This window comes from Halobacillus aidingensis (genome assembly GCF_900104185.1).
GTDB lineage: Bacteria > Bacillota > Bacilli > Bacillales > Halobacillaceae > Halobacillus > Halobacillus aidingensis.
The window spans coordinates 19,647-36,663 of the sequence record NZ_FNIZ01000010.1 but is presented as its reverse complement, the minus strand read 5'-3'; the positions used below and the strand labels follow the sequence as shown (position 1 = coordinate 36,663).

12 protein-coding genes and 1 other annotated feature are annotated in these 17,017 nt (G+C 43.5%); of the genes, 10 read left to right on the top strand and 2 right to left on the bottom strand.

Annotation, left to right across the window (positions count from 1 at the left end; translation table 11 throughout):
* The first annotated feature begins 10 nt into the window (after window positions 1-10).
* Window positions 11-703: a DUF421 domain-containing protein gene (locus BLS23_RS11165; RefSeq protein WP_089652638.1), complete on the top strand. Its 693-nt coding sequence runs from the start codon at window positions 11-13 to the stop codon at window positions 701-703.
* A 646-nt stretch (window positions 704-1,349) separates the two neighbouring features.
* Here BLS23_RS11165 and spoVB read toward each other — a convergent pair.
* Window positions 1,350-2,906: a stage V sporulation protein B gene (gene spoVB / locus BLS23_RS11160; protein WP_089652637.1), complete on the bottom strand. Its 1,557-nt coding sequence runs from the start codon at window positions 2,904-2,906 to the stop codon at window positions 1,350-1,352.
* Between the two features lie 113 nt (window positions 2,907-3,019).
* Here spoVB and BLS23_RS11155 point away from each other — a divergent pair, with 113 nt between their 5' ends.
* The 7 genes from BLS23_RS11155 to dtd all read left to right on the top strand — a co-directional run bounded on the left by BLS23_RS11155 (window position 3,020) and on the right by dtd (window position 11,919).
* Complete coding sequence (locus BLS23_RS11155) at window positions 3,020-3,316, top strand: post-transcriptional regulator (protein WP_089652636.1); 297 nt, start codon at window positions 3,020-3,022, stop codon at window positions 3,314-3,316.
* 171 nt (window positions 3,317-3,487) lie between these two features.
* A complete protein-coding gene (secDF, locus tag BLS23_RS11150; protein ID WP_089652635.1) occupies window positions 3,488-5,767 on the top strand; it encodes a protein translocase subunit SecDF in 2,280 nt (759 codons plus the stop codon).
* A 124-nt stretch (window positions 5,768-5,891) separates the two neighbouring features.
* Complete coding sequence (locus BLS23_RS11145) at window positions 5,892-6,224, top strand: LapA family protein (protein ID WP_089652634.1); 333 nt, start codon at window positions 5,892-5,894, stop codon at window positions 6,222-6,224.
* Between the two features lie 56 nt (window positions 6,225-6,280).
* On the top strand, window positions 6,281-8,608 hold the full coding sequence (gene recJ, locus BLS23_RS11140) for a single-stranded-DNA-specific exonuclease RecJ (protein ID WP_089652633.1): 2,328 nt from the start codon (window positions 6,281-6,283) through the stop codon (window positions 8,606-8,608).
* Entirely contained in the window at window positions 8,598-9,110 is a 513-nt protein-coding gene (locus tag BLS23_RS11135) for an adenine phosphoribosyltransferase (protein WP_035509302.1), read from the top strand. The genes recJ and BLS23_RS11135 overlap by 11 nt, the downstream gene beginning before the upstream one ends.
* Before the next feature lie 137 nt (window positions 9,111-9,247).
* Window positions 9,248-11,452: a RelA/SpoT family protein gene (locus BLS23_RS11130; RefSeq protein WP_089652632.1), complete on the top strand. Its 2,205-nt coding sequence runs from the start codon at window positions 9,248-9,250 to the stop codon at window positions 11,450-11,452.
* A gap of 20 nt (window positions 11,453-11,472) precedes the next feature.
* The gene (dtd, locus tag BLS23_RS11125) at window positions 11,473-11,919 is read left to right on the top strand and encodes a D-aminoacyl-tRNA deacylase (protein WP_089652631.1); all 447 of its coding nucleotides are present in this window, start codon (window positions 11,473-11,475) and stop codon (window positions 11,917-11,919) included.
* Window positions 11,920-11,990: 71 nt separating this feature from the next.
* Here the strand turns inward: dtd and BLS23_RS11120 are convergent, their stop codons facing one another.
* Window positions 11,991-13,499 (bottom strand): N-acetylmuramoyl-L-alanine amidase family protein, encoded by a 1,509-nt coding sequence (locus tag BLS23_RS11120; protein ID WP_167356073.1) that lies wholly within the window; start codon window positions 13,497-13,499, stop codon window positions 11,991-11,993.
* A gap of 160 nt (window positions 13,500-13,659) precedes the next feature.
* Window positions 13,660-13,876 (top strand) — a binding site (T-box leader).
* A gap of 70 nt (window positions 13,877-13,946) precedes the next feature.
* On the opposite strand from BLS23_RS11120, the gene hisS reads away from it, so the two are divergent.
* A complete protein-coding gene (gene hisS / locus BLS23_RS11115; RefSeq protein ID WP_089652629.1) occupies window positions 13,947-15,227 on the top strand; it encodes a histidine--tRNA ligase in 1,281 nt (426 codons plus the stop codon).
* 1 nt (window position 15,228) lies between these two features.
* Window positions 15,229-17,010 carry an aspartate--tRNA ligase gene (aspS, locus tag BLS23_RS11110; protein WP_089652628.1) on the top strand — a complete coding sequence of 594 codons (1,782 nt, stop codon included), beginning with the start codon at window positions 15,229-15,231 and terminating at the stop codon, window positions 17,008-17,010.
* Window positions 17,011-17,017: the final 7 nt, after the last annotated feature.

Here is a 17,017-nt window from a genome sequence, read left to right as displayed (position 1 = left end):
GAAATAGGTGATGTTAACTAAAGGGAAACCTTTAGGAAAGGTTGTGCTCGGAGTGCTTGTATTCAGCATTATCATTCGCACACTAATTACCTATTTGATCATCCTTCTTGTTTTCCGCTTCATGGGAAAAAGAGAAATTGGTGAACTTAGTGTGATGGATCTGGTCGTATTTATCATGCTCGCTGAAATTGCTGTCTTTCTTATCGAAAATCCAGATGAGGCTATTTGGAAAGCCATCGTCCCCATGGCTGTCCTCCTTGCCATCCAAATCGGGAGTGCATGGATTTCGTTGAAAAATCAGCGGTTTAGAAATTGGTTCGACGGAAAACCCTCCATCATCATAAAACATGGGAAAGTAGATGAAAAAGAGATGAGGCGGCAGCGTTATAATTTCAACGATTTATTATTACAATTGCGAGAACATGGCATTCAACAAGTCGGAGATGTCGCTTACGCTATCCTGGAGCCATCAGGGAAGCTTTCGGTATTTGAAAGGAAAGATGACGGCAGCTCTGATTATGCTGTTGTTTTAATTGCTGATGGTGAAGTGCAATATAGTGGTCTGCAAACGATTCGAAAAAACAAACAATGGCTCGTAAATGAAGTACGAAAGCAAGGATTTCAATCCTTCCAAGAAATATCCTTATGTACCATTAATGACCAGGGTGAAGTTCAGATCGACCAAAACAACGAATTCAAGTAATCCTTCTCTTCAAAGAAAGAATAGGGTTCTTCAACTAACTGGCAGGATTATGGAAGATTCATTTTCGAGACTTTTGTTGAGTGGGCGGGGGCTGCGGTGAATAGCTCGCTTTCCGCGGGAGCGCGGTGAGCCTCCTCGGACTGCGTCCTGTGGGGTCTCACCATGCACTTTTTTCCCGCAGGAGTCTCGCCATTCCCCTTCGCCCCTTTGCCATGTAAGTGTCTCGAAACTATTCCTGGAAACGCGGCTTGTGTACTTAAGCTAAATGGATAATATCATACTCTCTACAGTAGTCATTCAAAGCCCGAAAGCCTGATATAAAGCTCCCTATGCCTACTTCTGAGTGGTGTGCCCCCTCATCTTGGCATAGAGGTTCGTTTCTGTTCCACATGGAATGGGGTGGTTGGGAAGCTGCGAGACTCCCGTGGGGGAAAGGAGATAGGCGAGATCCCGCAGGGCGATTAGCCCGAGGAAGCTCGCCACTCCCCCACAGGAAAGCGAGTTGCTTCCCAGCCACCCCTGACGCTCAAAAAAAGCAAACGAACCCCGGTTATCTCGAAACTGAGTCTTCCAGAAAAGGGAGCTTTAGTGAAGTAAGGGGTTATAAAAATAAAAAAGAGGATAAAAAAATAACCGCTTCAAGCGGTTATTTTTTGTGGAACAGGCGGTTCCAGGGGATCATTTTCAATTCTTCCATCCGGATTAAACGAAAAACGAACAATAACACAATGTACAAAACAGAAAGTCCCATTCCCATCGTCAACAATTGCGAAAGTGGTTTGCTCTCTAGAAGCCAGTTGTGTTTCCATTGAAATCCTACCATACCGATGACGCCGATGACGAGGCTGAATCGGAAGAACATCTGTAAAGGGAAGGAAATGACTTTATATTTCATAAGTACACCTAAATGCAGCAGTGTAACAACTACGACACCGACTACGATAGCAAGGGCAACTCCATGAATGCCGAATTCAGGACGAGAGCTTAACCCGACAAGGACAATAAACTTAATGATGGCTCCAATCAACGTGTTCCCCATGGCCGGACGGGCAAGGTCCAAAGCTTGCAAGGTTGCTTGGAGAGGCGTCTGGATATAATGAAGTAGAAAGAATGGTGCCATGAACTGAAGCATGAAAGAAGCCTGGCTCGTCCCATACACCGTCGTAAGGATGACAGCTGGGAAGATCATGAAGACGATAGTGATCAGTCCTCCAGAGGCAATGGATAATCGGATCGACTGCATGATTCGGTAAGCAATCGTCTCATTCTTTCCTTGGGCTGCAGCTTCACTGATCGACGGTACAAGAGCAATAGAAAGAGCGTGAGTCAAAAAAGTCGGTAAAAATAGCAAAGGCAGCACATAGCCTGTGAGCTCACCATATTGTTTGGTAGATTCTATAGCCGTGATTCCTGCAATAGCCAAACTTTGTGCGACAAGGATCGGCTCAAAGAAATACGTTAAGGAACCGATAAAGCGGCTTCCTGTCGTTGGAAGAGCGATCGTCATCAATTCGTTTAGGGTCTTCTTGCCCTCATGGATATGCTTTTTCCAGGACTTCCGAAGCCTAAAGCTTTTGTGGATATTGAATTGTCTCAACATGTACATTAAGGAAACGAATTCACCTATGACAGCAGAAACCATGGCTCCTGCGGCAGCATATTGAACGCCGTAGGGATAAAGCATTTTTGTAAGAACCACCACTGAACCAATCCGTACAATTTGTTCAATAACTTGAGAGATCGCCTGCGGTTTCATATTTTGTCTTCCCTGGAAATATCCTCGAATGACAGATGATATAGCGATGATAGGGATAATGGGAGTGACGGCTAGCAATGGATAGAGAGCTCTTGAATCAGTAAGAAAATAAGTAGCTACAACGGGGGCTAACAGAAAGAGTCCGATCGTAAACAAAATGCTTAATGATCCTGTAATCGCAAGAGAAACTAATAGAATGCGCTTGATTTTACTTTCGTTCCGAGTCGCTTCTGCTTCTGACACTCTCTTTGAAATGGCCACGGGAAGACCGAACTGGGTAATGGTAATGGCTAAGATCAAAGTAGGTAAAGCCATCATATAGAGCCCCACACCCTCAGGGCCCATTACGCGGGCAACGACGATCCTGTTAATGAAACCGAGTAAACGGGTGATTAGTCCAGCAGCAACCAGAATCAGTGCACCATGTAAAAAAGTTTGTTTTGACATATGATTGATCCGCCTTCTCAAAGAAATGAAATTCCGCTACAATGAATTATATGCGTAAGGATGGACAAGGCATGACACCCGTTTACGAAAACCTTAGAGTGAGGAGTAACCTAATGGATCAGAAAAAAGTGGTCACAAGCTGGAGAAATGAAATGAAAATAGTTTTGCAAAGCAAAGTAGAGGAGTTTCACTTATTAGGTTATAAACGTGCGACCGAAGAAGAAGTGTGGGATTGTTTGATAAAAAAAGTTTGGAATGGCGAACCTGAAAAGAGACTGTACCAAATGGTCCAGGATATCCTCCATTTACAGACCCATACATATACGAGTTATCTGACAACAGAGGCCTATCAGAATGATGATCTGCTAGCTTCCATCGAAGCACTGAAGGGAACTTCGGAATATGAATAAATAAAGCAAAATCTCTGTGCGGTGATCAGCGTAAAGTTTTTCCTATTGTTGCGAAAGTTTGAAAAAGTAGTAGAATAGGTACGGGGATTATCAAATATTGTCTATTAGCATTTATACATAGAGTCGATGGATCATCGCATGTGTTCGTACATAAAGGAGGAAAAGGACAGTATGGTGAAACGAGGGCGGATCGTCGCCTTTTTTATCGTAGTTTTATTACTTGCTGCTACGATAGGGACGACCATAACAGGAGTTACAAAAGATATTAAGTTAGGCTTGGATTTGCAAGGTGGCTTTGAAATCTTATATGATGTCGAGCCATTAGATGAGGATCAGGAAGTTAATGAACAGGTTCTCGAAGCTACGGCACGTTCATTGACGGAACGTGTGGATACACTTGGTATAAGTGAAACGAACATCACGATTGAAGATGGCGGAAGAATTCGAGTACAACTCGCTGGTGTGGAAGATCAACAAACAGCCAGGGAGCTGCTTTCGACAACCGCTGAACTTTCTTTCCGAGGCACGGATGGAAAGTTGTATATGGATGGTTCAGATTTGGTTGAAGGAAGTGCTCAACAGTCTTATCATCCGGATACGAACGAACCAATCGTTACGTTGAAGGTTAAAAGTGCTTCAAAATTTTATGATGTTTCAGAGGAAATCTATAATACTCCAAACGATCCAAATACGCCCTACCCGGATAATCTTTTAGTGATATGGCTGGATTATAATGAAGAGACTTCCTTTGCAGAAGAGTGGGGCAAAGAAGATCCAGCTTACATTTCAGCACCAGGATTTTCAGATGGGCCGGTAAGAAGTAATTCAGTCATGATCAGTGGAGATTTCACACAGGAATCCGCCAAACAATTGGCAGACATCCTGAATGCAGGATCATTACCGGTAAACCTTGAAGAAACGTACTCGACATCTGTCGGTGCTCAATTCGGTGAACAGGCCATGAACAAAACAATACTGGCAGGCTTCATCGGTATTGCGGCGATTTTCTTGTTCATGATTGCATATTATCGCTTCCCAGGAATTATTGCCACCCTCACTCTGAGTGTGTATGTCTACTTAATTCTCGTTGTATTTGAGTGGATGAATGGAGTTTTGACCTTACCAGGTATTGCTGCCTTGATTCTCGGTGTTGGTATGGCGGTCGATGCCAATATCATTACTTATGAACGGATTAAGGAAGAGCTCAAATCAGGGAAGTCACTACTGTCAGCCTATAAGGCGGGTAACAAACGCTCTTTAGCTACCATTCTTGATGCGAACATTACAACATTGATTGCTGCGACCGTCCTCTTCATATTCGGAACGAGTTCTGTCAAAGGTTTTGCAACGATGTTGATTGTTAGTATTCTCGTCAGTTTCATAACAGCTGTATATGGCACGCGTTTATTCATGAGTTTATGGGTGAAGAGCCGCTTCTTGAACAAGAAACCAAAGTGGTTTGGTGTGAAACCAGAGGATATACATGATATTGCTGAAGGTGATGAAGTAGAAGCCACCTTTATGAAGCGTAAATTCGACTTTGTAGGGCTTCGGAAACGATTCTTCACAATTTCCATCGTCCTCGTTTTGGCGGGAATTTTAGCCCTTGCTTTCTTCCGCTTGAACTTAGGGATCGACTTTACAAGTGGTTCTAGAGTGTCGATTTTGTCTGATGGGAACATCACATCAGAACAAGTGGAACAAACGATGCAGGAAGAATTTGATGTCAATCCGAAACAGGTCATCATATCCGGGGACAACAGTGAGATTGCCGTCGCTCGTTTCGATGATGAACTGAGTAAAGGTAAAATAGGTGAAATTCAAAGCTATTATGAAGAAGAATTCGGCAATACGCCTAACGTCAGTACCGTATCACCGATCGTTGGGCAAGAGCTTGCTAAAAATGCGGCCCTGGCTGTTTTATATGCATCGATTGGAATCATCATCTACGTGACGATTCGTTTTGAAATTTTCTTTGCTTTGACAGCCATTATTGCCTTGCTGCATGATGCCTTCTTTATCGTTGCGTTCTTCAGTTTAACAAGGTTGGAGTTTGACATTACGATCATCGCAGCTATTCTTACTATTGTTGGTTACTCGGTGAACGATACAATTGTCACGTTCGACCGAATACGAGAAAACTTGAGGATGAAGAAGAAAGTCAAATCTTTCAAAGAGCTTGCTAAAGTTGTAAATGACAGTTTGATGCAAACGCTCGCCCGTAGTTTCAACACGGTCATTACTGTAATTTTTGCGGCTGCCATGCTGTTATTCTTCGGAGCGTCATCCATCACGAACTTTTCATTCGCTCTAGTGATTGGACTATTAGCAGGAACGTATTCGTCCCTGTTCATTGCTTCTCAACTATGGCTCATATGGCGTGGACGCAACATTAAAGATAACCCGATCAACTATGTGAAAAAGAAAAGAACAGACGGACCTCAAGTGTAAAACAAGAGGGCCACATACAAGAGACCATCCTCCACGAGGGTGGTTTTCTTTGGTTATTACAGTCTGTTTCAGGGTATATCAAGAATATAAAGAAAACCTTTATCTATGAAGGAGTGTTTAAGTGATGAAAGGACAAAGCTATCTTATATTGACTTTCATTTTTGCGTTAGTAATTGCTGTTTTTGCCGTCATTAATGTAGATCCGGTTCAGGTCAACTACCTGTTTGGCACAGGTGAAGCACCACTAATTCTTGTCATTCTTATATCTGTTTTATTAGGTGGGTTAGCCACAGCATCCGTCGGTGCTTTGCGTTATTACAAGTTGAAACGAGAAAACAGCCGATTAAAGTCAGCGGCTGCTGCCTCTCCTGAACACGACACGGATAAAGATAGGAACGTTTCTGATGAAAAAGAAGCGGCATCTGAAGAGGAAAGTTCTTCATCAAAAGTCACATAATTGCGTTTGCTCCCCCTGGTCCGCTCTTGTATAATAGATGGGTCAGGGGTGAACATATGATACAAAGTAAGATGAAATGGAAATTTACATATAGAAATCCGGAAGAAAGTTCCGTTGGCCTTCCAGGGGTTACTCCGCTTACCCAGCAGCTTTTGGAAAAGAGAGGGATTTATGATGCGGAAACGGCTGACCGGTTTTTAAAGCCTTCGATTGATCAGCTTCATGATCCGATGCTCATGGAGGGAATGGATCGTGCCGTGGCTCGTGTGAAAGAAGCCATCGCATCCGATCAGTCTATTCTTGTGTTTGGTGATTATGATGCAGACGGAGTGACTTCTACGTCCGTGATGGTGGAAGCGCTCAGAAAAGCAGGGGCGGACTGTGACTTCTATATTCCGAACCGCTTCACGGAAGGATACGGACCCAATAAAGAAGCTTTCCAATTTGCCTTTGATTCCGGTTATGCTCTGATCATAACGGTAGATACAGGTATTGCCGCTATGGAAGAAGCAACTTTCGCGAAAGATTTGGGTATCGATTTGATTATTACAGACCACCACGAAGTCCAGGAGGTTCTTCCTGATGCCTATGCCATCATCCACCCGAAGACCTCAGCTGATTATCCATTCCAAGAATTAGCTGGTGTCGGTGTGGCTTTCAAATTCGCTCATGCTCTCTTAGGCCGGTTTCCAAAAGAGTTTCTTGACCTTGTCGTGATTGGTACCATTGCCGACCTTGTCCCTTTGAAAGGTGAAAACAGGGTGCTTGCTTCGGTTGGTCTGCAGGCGATCTCCCACTCGAACCGCCCTGGAATCCAGGCGTTGAGGAAAGTGTGCAGCATTGAGGGGGATATGAATGAAGAGACGATCGGTTTTACAATTGGACCTCGACTCAATGCTGTAGGGCGACTGCAAGATGCAACTCCTGCGGTAGACTTATTGCTTTCAGAGGATCGGGAAGAAGCTGAACAGAATGCAGCCTTCATTAACCAGTTGAACCAGGAAAGGCAGAAGATCGTTGCTGCTATCGCAAAGGAAGCCGAAGAAATGGTTTCCGTTGAAAATGGAGAAGCTGAGAATGTGATTGTGGTTGCTAAAGAGGGATGGAACCCAGGCGTGCTTGGAATCGTCGCATCCAAACTCGTCCGTCAATTTGACCGTCCGGCGATTGTCTTGGCCATTGATGAAGAAAAAGGGGAAGCCAAAGGTTCAGCACGAAGTATTGATGCTTTCGATTTATTCGCGAACTGTATGGAAATTCGCCATCGATTCATACACTTCGGTGGGCATGCTCAAGCTGCGGGTATGACACTTGCCCTGGACCAAATCGATGATTTACGAAGCGATTTAATTTCTTTAGCTGAGGAAAAGCTATCGGATGACGATTATCAACAAGTCCTTGATATTGAAACGACAGTTGAGTTGGAAGATATATCGCTGAAGCAGATCGAAGAAGTCAACCAGCTCCGTCCCTTTGGAATGGGAAATCCAAAGCCTTTGTTTCATCTCAAGCATACCCCGAAAGAAGTACGGTTAATTGGCAGTAAAAAAAATCATTTGAAATTTCAGTTTCAGAGTCAACAGTCTCGAGTGGACGGGATTGCATTTGGGTTGGGAGATCTCTATCAACAAATATCCCCCCAAGCTCCACTGGACGTTGTAGGAGAACTTGGAATCAATGAATGGAATGGCAGAAAAAACCTACAAGTGATGATTAAAGATCTCAGTGTGAAAGAATGGCAGTTATTTGATCACAGAGGTTCCAAGCATATAGAGAAAAATTTGATCATTCCACCGAACCAAACGTTCGCAGCGGTCAGCTTCCAAGGAGCAGAACAAGCGCCTTGTGATGTTCCTGTTATTCAGGCGGATACATTGGATCATGGGGAATCATTTGATGGCCTTCTGCTCATCGATTTACCTGAACGCATGTCGGACATGACCGAGCTTTTATCTAAACTTGAAACTCGTAAAGTTTTTGCCTGTTATCATATACAGGAAAGTACTTTTCTAAAAACATGGCCTTCAAGGGACCACTTCAAATGGTTTTATGGTATGCTATTGAAGCGTGGTCGGTTCAACCTTCACGAAGAAGCCGATTTACTTGCCAACCGTAAAGGATGGGACAAGTCCATGGTGGAATTTATTTCTGAGGTGTTTTTTGAACTCGACTTTGTTAGAATAAAAGACGGGATTATTACAGCGGAATCCGAACCTTCTCAAAAAGATTTGCGGGAATCTTCGCTTTATCTTCAACGGGAAGAACAGCTGCAAATTGAACGTACCTTGTATTATTCCACATATAAAGAATTGAAGAGTTGGTTTGACCAATATATGAACCAGCGTTTTAAGCAAGTCAAGGAGGAAGTAACGAATGGATTATAAAGAGCATATTGCGATCGTTGAAGATTGGCCGAAAGAAGGTGTCCAATTTAAGGACATCACTCCATTGATGGACAATGGGCCGGCATTCAAAGCAGCGGTTGATGAAATTGTAGAATACGCAAAAGATAAAGAAATCGATATCGTAGTAGGACCGGAGGCACGCGGGTTCATCGTCGGATGCCCAGTCTCTTATGCGTTGGAAATCGGCTTTGCACCTGTTCGTAAAGAAGGAAAGCTTCCACGCGAGACGATTAAAGTGGATTATGGCCTGGAATACGGAAAAGATGTATTGACGATTCATAAAGACGCGATTAAGCCTGGTCAACGAGTGTTGATTATCGATGACCTTCTTGCCACTGGTGGTACAATCGAAGCTACCATCGATCTTGTCGAGCAGTTGGGCGGAGAAGTAGCTGGATGTGCGTTCTTGATTGAACTCACATACTTAGATGGCCGCAGCAAATTGGATGGACATGACGTCCTTACTTTAATGCAATATTAATGGAAAGAGTGCCCTTTTCAGGGGCGCTCTTTGTTTTACAATTGATGATTGGGCTTTTCCCTTTACAAGAAGAGTCCTTTTTTTGATAATGTTAATCAAATATACTTTGAAAGTTCTAAAGAAACTAGGGTGATTGAATGGCGAAAGATACAGTTCTAACTGCGGAAGAAGTCATAGAACAAGCGAGTCAGTATTTGAATGAGTCAGATCTGGCGTTTATTCGTCGTGCTTATGAATTTGCTGAAAAGGCGCATAGCAACCAGTTCCGAAAGTCAGGAGAGCCTTACATCATCCATCCCATTCAAGTAGCAGGTATTCTTGTGAACTTAGAGATGGATCCGGAAACGATCGCAGGCGGTTTCCTTCATGATGTCGTAGAGGATACAGATGTGTCCCTAAAAGAAATTGAAGAAGCCTTCAATGAAGAAGTTTCGATGCTGGTTGATGGCGTAACGAAATTAGGTAAAATCAAGTATAAATCCAAAGAAGCTCAGCAGGCCGAAAACCACCGGAAAATGTTTGTCGCTATGGCGAAAGATATGCGCGTCATTTTAATTAAGCTTGCGGACAGGCTTCACAATATGCGCACTTTGAAGCATCTTCCAGCTGAAAAGCAACGTCGGATTTCAAATGAAACGCTTGAGATTTTTGCACCTCTGGCACATCGACTTGGTATTTCTACGATCAAATGGGAGCTTGAAGATACGGCCCTTCGGTATTTGAATCCTCAGCAATACTACAGGATTGTTCATTTGATGAAGCAGAAAAGGAATGAACGGGAGCATTATATCGAGGAAGTCATTGATGAAATCCGAGCTCAATTAAAGGAAGTCAACATTGATGCGGATTTATTTGGGCGTCCGAAACATCTTTACAGTATCTACCGGAAGATGGTTCTTCAGAATAAACAGTTCAACGAAATTTATGACTTGTTAGCCGTTAGAATTACAGTTAACAGCATCAAAGATTGTTATGCCGTACTCGGCATCATACACACGTGTTGGAAACCGATGCCGGGTCGCTTTAAAGATTATATAGCCATGCCGAAGCCTAATCTATATCAATCTCTGCATACGACCGTAATCGGACCAAAAGGAGATCCTCTTGAGGTCCAGATCCGTACACACGAAATGCATGAAATTGCTGAATATGGAATCGCTGCTCACTGGGCTTATAAAGAAGGAAAGCAGACGTCAGCTGAACAATCGTTTGAAGAGAAGCTTACATGGTTCCGTGAAATTCTAGAATGGCAAAGTGAAACACATGATGCCGAAGAGTTCATGGAATCTCTTAAAGTGGATTTATTTTCAGACATGGTCTATGTCTTCACACCAAAAGGAGACGTGATTGAACTTCCATCTGGATCCGTACCCGTAGATTTTGCCTACCGAATTCATACGGAAGTTGGAAATCAAACGATTGGTGCAAAAGTGAATGGCAAGATGGAACCTCTGGATTATGAATTGAAAACCGGGGACATTGTTGATATCATGACGTCTAAGCATGCGTACGGACCTTCCAAAGACTGGATAAAGCTTGCTCAGACATCACAGGCGAAAAATAAGATCAAACAATTTTTCAAGAAACAGCAAAAAGATGAGAATATTTCTAAAGGGAAAGAACTTGTCGAGCGCGAAATTCGCAATTTCGGTATTCAACCGAAAGATGTGTACACGACAGATAACTTGAATCGTGTGTCTGAAAAGTTCAATTTCGCAAACGAGGAAGACATGTTTGCTGCTGTTGGATATCAGGGAATTACAGCCGCTCAAATTGCTACTCGGTTAACTGAGAAAATCAGGAAGAAGAAGCAGCAGGAACAGGACCTGGAGCAGACACTTGCTGATGTGAATACAACTGAAATTAAAACACCGGCAAAAACCGGTAAAAAGGATTCAGGAGTACGAGTGGAAGGGGTGGACAATCTTCTTGTGCGTCTATCCAAATGCTGTAACCCAGTACCTGGCGATGAGATTGTCGGTTACATTACAAAAGGACGAGGAGTATCTGTCCACAGAAGCGACTGTCCTAACGTGCATACAGAAGAAGCGCAGACACGTCTATTACCTGTTAAATGGGAGACTTCAGTCACGGATTCCAAACAGTATCATGTGGATCTTGAGATTTGGGGGTATGATCGACGTGGTCTGCTTAATGAAGTCCTTCAAGCAGTCAATGAAACGAAAACGAATATTACCGCAGTCTCAGGAAAGTCAGACCGCAATAAAATGGCGACCATTCATATTACCATTTTAATACAGAATACAAACCATTTACGGAAGATTGTCGAGCGGATCAAACAAATTCAGGAAGTGTACACGGTTCGTCGTGTCATGCAATAGAAGTAAAAGGGGAATCTACGATGAAAGCAGTTATTCAAAGAGCTGTAAACGCCTCTGTCGCCGTTGAGGAACAAGCCGTAGGTACCATAGATCAGGGCCTTGTCGTTTTATTAGGTGTGACTCATGAGGATACAGAAGAAGATGCACGGTATTTAGCTAAAAAGATTCCATACTTGCGGATTTTTGAAGATAAAGATGGAAAAATGAATCATTCATTGGTTGATTTAGGCGGCCAGATGCTCTCAATTTCTCAATTCACTTTATACGGGGATTGCAGGAAAGGGCGTCGCCCCAACTTCATGCAGGCAGCGAAGCCGGACCAAGCTGAAGAGTTGTATGAATCTTTTAATAAGATGGTGGAACATGAAGGTGTTAAAGTGGAAACGGGACAATTTGGTGCAATGATGGACGTTCAACTGACCAATTCAGGTCCTGTGACATTAATCATCGACAGTAAAGAACGATAAGAAAAGCTGTACTCATATCGAGTACAGCTTTTTTAGTATGGCACAGTCAAATTTATAATGAACCTTACATACTAGTTGAAGTGATTGATTAAACCTTCGGTGATTCCTTGACTGGCTTTCATTTGATAAGAACGGGTATTGACGGTTTGTTCTTCTCTTGCATCAGATAGGAAGCCAAGTTCTAATAGAACAGAGGGCTTATTGTTTTCTCTGATGACATGGAAGTTACCTTTTTTCGTACCCCGATCCCTCAGACCTGTATGAGCAACCATGGATGTCTGCAAAGAAGCTGCAAGTGCTTTGTCTTTAGAAGAGTAATAGTAACTATTTAGTCCTCTGGCAATAACATTCAATGGTGCCGCATTGTAATGCAAACTAATGAAAGCATCGGCATTGGAACGGTTTGAATGGAACGTACGGATGGAAAGGGAGATGTACTGATCATTCGTCCTGGTCATCAGCACTTTGGCTCCTTTGCTTTCCAGCTGGCTTTTAAGAAGAAAAGCCGTATCCAGCGTTAATGTCTTTTCGTAACTTCCACTTCTTCCAACTGCCCCAGGGTCGCGTCCTCCGTGTCCTGCATCGATCATAATGGTTTTCCCTTTAAGGGAGTTTGAAGTTGCCGTTGGTGTGGCAACACTTTCTTTATTTACCTCTTCTACAATCCATCCAGCCACGTAAGCTGTTTTATTGTCATATGAGATCTTATACCATTGTCCTTCTTTGCTTAAGACTTCAAATCGGTCGCCTTTGTGGCCACGACCAACGATTTTGTAATTGGTAGATGGGCCTGATCTCAAATTCGTTCCGTTATAGTTCAAAGATACATAGGTGTTTTTTGAAGCAGGGGTGTTCGTTTGATCGGTGTCTGTTTCATTCACAAGCCAACCGGCTACCCACCCGGTCTTTCCGCTGCTGTACTTAATTTGATACCAGCGGTCTTTCTTCGCTATGTATGCATAAGTTTCACCTTTACGTATTTTTGTAAGGATTCGACCTCGCGTCGAGTTTTCACTTCTGACATTTAGAACGGCTGTTCCTACCTCCACTTTTCCTTTGACGGTAGATGATTGGTCCTCATCTGCTTTCTCGTCTTTTTGAGGTTCATGAGCTTCTCTATTTTCTTTCGTCAGATAGTCTCCATGCACCCAGCCACTCGTATTTCCTTTTTGTACATAGACCCATTTCCCGTCCGTCTTCTTTGGCTTTACAAGATCGCCCTTCATCAAGTAGCCTTTAATTTTCCCATCCAGATTCGGAGCGGATCGAATCCTTAGATAATCATACTTGGAATAATGGCGGTCGTTTGTGGCTTGCTCAGCTTTTACTTTTGTCAGCCATTTGGCGACCCAGCCGTCTTTCCCGCTTCGATTAATTTTGAGCCAATTGTCTTTCTCTTCTAAAATTGTGTACGTTTCCCCTGTATGTACCTTGCCAATACGGTCGTAATTCGTTCCAGGTCCTGTTCTTACATTCAAGTGATCGACCTGGATCACCGCTTTGTCTGCATACACGGGGGGAGTTTCAAAAATGGTAAGAACTCCTAGAATAAAAATGAAGAAAATTATGCCTTTTTTCAAAAAATATTCCACCTCCTCAACAGTCTCCTTTCACTATTCGACAAATACAGCAAATATCCTTCTCCATAGGAAAAAGATTGATCTTATTAATTTGTGGCCATAAACTTGACATAAGGTTGACGGAGATTATATGATTATAATCAATTCTAAAATGATTCGAACAAAACCATTGAGGAAAAAAGTAGTCAGATTCCATGCGGACAGAGAACGAATGCCTTAGGCTGAAAGCATTCGATCGTTATATTCTGATGAAAGACGTTTCTTAGGTTCTACATCGAAATGAGAGTAGGTGTAGACGTACACAGGCGTTAACTGTTTTGAGTGGAGGCTCTTAAGCCTCAAATCAGGGTGGCAACGCGGGTAATCCCGTCCCTTTTTCGCAAGTGCGGAAAAGGGACGGGATTTTTTGTGGTAAAAAATGGTTTATTTCGTTAGGAGGAGTTAGAAATGAGTATGAATGCCCCTCGTGGTACGCAGGATATTCTGCCTGGTACATCTGAAAAATGGCAGTATGTAGAAGAACAATTAGCAGACCTATGCCGTCGCTATCATTATAAAGAAATCAGAACGCCGATTTTTGAACATACCGAGCTTTTCCAACGAGGTGTCGGGGATAGTACAGACATCGTCCAAAAAGAAATGTACACGTTTGAAGATCGAGGAGGAAGAAGCATCACCTTGAGACCTGAGGGAACAGCTTCTGTCGTTCGTTCTTATGTACAGAATAAAGTTTATGGTTTACCGAACCAGCCGACCAAATACTTCTACATGGGTCCAATGTTCCGCTATGAACGACCTCAACAAGGAAGAATGAGGCAGTTTGTACAGTTTGGTATCGAAGCCCTAGGCAGTGATGATCCTGCTATTGATGCAGAAGTGCTTTCCCTAGCGCTGAACTCTTACAGAGAACTAGGTCTGCGATCCTTGAAACTAGTCGTGAACAGCCTTGGCGACCAAGAAAGCAGGGAGGCACACCGAGCAGCTTTGGTGCGTCACTTTGATCCACACCGGGAGGAACTTTGCGCGGATTGTCAAGTGCGGCTTGATCAAAATCCACTTAGAGTTCTGGATTGTAAGAAAGACCGTGAACATCCGGCAATGGAAACAGCTCCTTCCATTCTTGAATACTTGAATGATTATTCCAAAGGTTACTTTGAACAAGTGAAACAGTATTTGGATGTGATGGACATTGATTATGTCGTCGATCCAAACCTTGTCCGCGGGCTTGATTATTACAATCACACCGCTTTTGAAATAATGAGTGAAGCTGAAGGTTTCGGAGCCATTACGACACTGAGTGGCGGGGGTCGTTATACAGGTTTAGTTCAAGAAGTGGGTGGTCCTGAAACATCTGGAATCGGTTTTGCCATGAGTATTGAGCGCTTGTTGATGGCTTTGGAAGCAGAAAATGTTGAACTCCCTACGGATGAGGGGTTAGATGTATTCTTTGTTTCTCTGGGCGATGAGGCGAATCGTACAGCTGTAAAGTTAACGGATGAATTACGCCGTGCTGGCATTCAAGTGGACAAGGATTACTTAGGGAAGAAGATGAAAGCCCAGTTCAAAGCGGCTGATCGTCTTGGCAGTAAATTTGTACTTGTCCTTGGTGATCAGGAACTTGAGAATGGGGTCATTAATGTTAAAAACATGGCATCAGGCGAGCAACAAGAGGTGGCTCTTGATGGCATCATCGAACATATGAAGAAAGAACTGACAGGAGGCAAATAAGATGGTAAGAACAAAATGCGGATCTTTACGCAGAGAACATCTGGAACAAGAGGTCACACTTAAGGGATGGGTACAAAAACGCCGTGATCTAGGTGGTTTGATTTTCATCGATTTAAGAGACCGTTCAGGCTTAGTACAGGTCGTTTTCAATCCTGAGACTTCCGGTGAAGCTCTGGAGAAGGCTGAGAATGTCCGTAGCGAATATGTCCTTGAAGTTAAAGGGACTGTTGTTGCACGGGATGCTCAAACCGTCAATAGCAACCTAGGCACTGGGGAAATTGAAGTAGCTGCAAAGGAATTGACGATTCTTAACAAAGCGAAGACACCACCATTCATGATTGAAGATCAATCAGAGGTATCCGAAGATCTTCGTCTTAAATACCGCTACTTGGATTTGAGAAGAAAGGAAATGCAGGAGACGTTTAAAATGCGTCACCAAACGACCCAGTCGATTCGTAATTTCTTAAATGAGGAAGAATTTTTAGATATGGAAACGCCGATGCTTACGAAGAGCACACCAGAAGGAGCGCGTGACTACCTTGTTCCGAGCCGGGTTCATGAAGGTGAATTCTATGCATTGCCTCAATCACCTCAGCTTTTCAAACAGCTGCTGATGATGTCAGGGTTCGAGAGGTATTACCAGATTGTCCGCTGTTTCCGTGATGAAGACTTGCGCGCTGACCGTCAGCCTGAATTCACACAAGTCGATATTGAGACTTCATTCATGACGACAGAAGATATCATGGCCATGACAGAGCGTATGATGAAGCGGGTTATGAAAGAAGTGAAAGGCCAGGAAATCGAAACACCGTTCCTTCGTATGCCTTATGATGAGGCGATGGAACGGTATGGTTCTGATAAGCCTGATACCCGCTTCGGCCTTGAATTAGTGAATCTTTCTGAAGATGTAAAGAACTCCGGTTTTAAAGTCTTTAGCGGAGCCGTTGCTTCCGGCGGCCAAGTAAGCGCCATTAACGTGGAAGGGAAAGCCGATGAGTTTTCCCGAAAAGATATTGATAAAATGACAGAAGATGTCAAAGTTTATGGAGCCAAAGGATTGGCATGGTTGAAAGTGAAAGACGGGGAGTTCAATGGACCGATTGCGAAATTCTTCTCTGAAGAAGAGGTGGCATCAATCAAAGAAAAGATGGCTGCAAAAGATGGGGACCTTCTTCTCTTTGTAGCGGATCAAACCTCCGTTGTTCATGACAGTCTAGGAGCATTACGGCAAAAGCTTGCGCGTCGCTTAGACTTAATTGATGAGACCAAGTTCAACTTCCTTTGGGTTACGGACTGGCCACTATTTGAGTATGATGAAGATGAAGGCCGTTATCATGCGGCGCACCACCCGTTTACGATGCCTGCGGGCGGCCGTATGGATGAACTGAAGAAAAATCCAAAACACGTCCGTGCAGAAGCCTACGATATTGTTCTTAATGGTTATGAACTTGGTGGAGGTTCCTTGCGTATCTTTGAAAAAGACATGCAGCAGGAGATGTTCGAAGTGCTTGGTTTCAGCCAGGAAGAAGCGAATGAACAATTTGGATTCCTTCTTGAAGCATTAGAATATGGTACGCCGCCACACGGTGGGATTGCCTTTGGACTGGACAGGCTTGTCATGCTTTTAGCCGGCCGTACCAACTTGCGTGACACCATCTTGTTCCCGAAAACGGCGTCAGCCCAAGATCCTATGACAAACGCTCCGGGACCTGTCAGTGAAGCACAGCTTGATGAACTTCACCTGCAGTTGAAGCCATCTAGTCAGTCTGACTCAGATGAATAAATGTGTT

Coding starts and splice junctions, on each gene's coding strand:
- BLS23_RS11165 (WP_089652638.1), top strand. CDS start 11: ATGTTAACTAAAGGGAAACCTTTAGGAAAGGTTGTGCTCGGAGTGCTT.
- spoVB (WP_089652637.1), bottom strand. CDS start 2,906: ATGTCAAAACAAACTTTTTTACATGGTGCACTGATTCTGGTTGCTGCT.
- BLS23_RS11155 (WP_089652636.1), top strand. CDS start 3,020: ATGGATCAGAAAAAAGTGGTCACAAGCTGGAGAAATGAAATGAAAATA.
- secDF (WP_089652635.1), top strand. CDS start 3,488: ATGGTGAAACGAGGGCGGATCGTCGCCTTTTTTATCGTAGTTTTATTA.
- BLS23_RS11145 (WP_089652634.1), top strand. CDS start 5,892: ATGAAAGGACAAAGCTATCTTATATTGACTTTCATTTTTGCGTTAGTA.
- recJ (WP_089652633.1), top strand. CDS start 6,281: ATGATACAAAGTAAGATGAAATGGAAATTTACATATAGAAATCCGGAA.
- BLS23_RS11135 (WP_035509302.1), top strand. CDS start 8,598: ATGGATTATAAAGAGCATATTGCGATCGTTGAAGATTGGCCGAAAGAA.
- BLS23_RS11130 (WP_089652632.1), top strand. CDS start 9,248: ATGGCGAAAGATACAGTTCTAACTGCGGAAGAAGTCATAGAACAAGCG.
- dtd (WP_089652631.1), top strand. CDS start 11,473: ATGAAAGCAGTTATTCAAAGAGCTGTAAACGCCTCTGTCGCCGTTGAG.
- hisS (WP_089652629.1), top strand. CDS start 13,947: ATGAGTATGAATGCCCCTCGTGGTACGCAGGATATTCTGCCTGGTACA.
- aspS (WP_089652628.1), top strand. CDS start 15,229: ATGGTAAGAACAAAATGCGGATCTTTACGCAGAGAACATCTGGAACAA.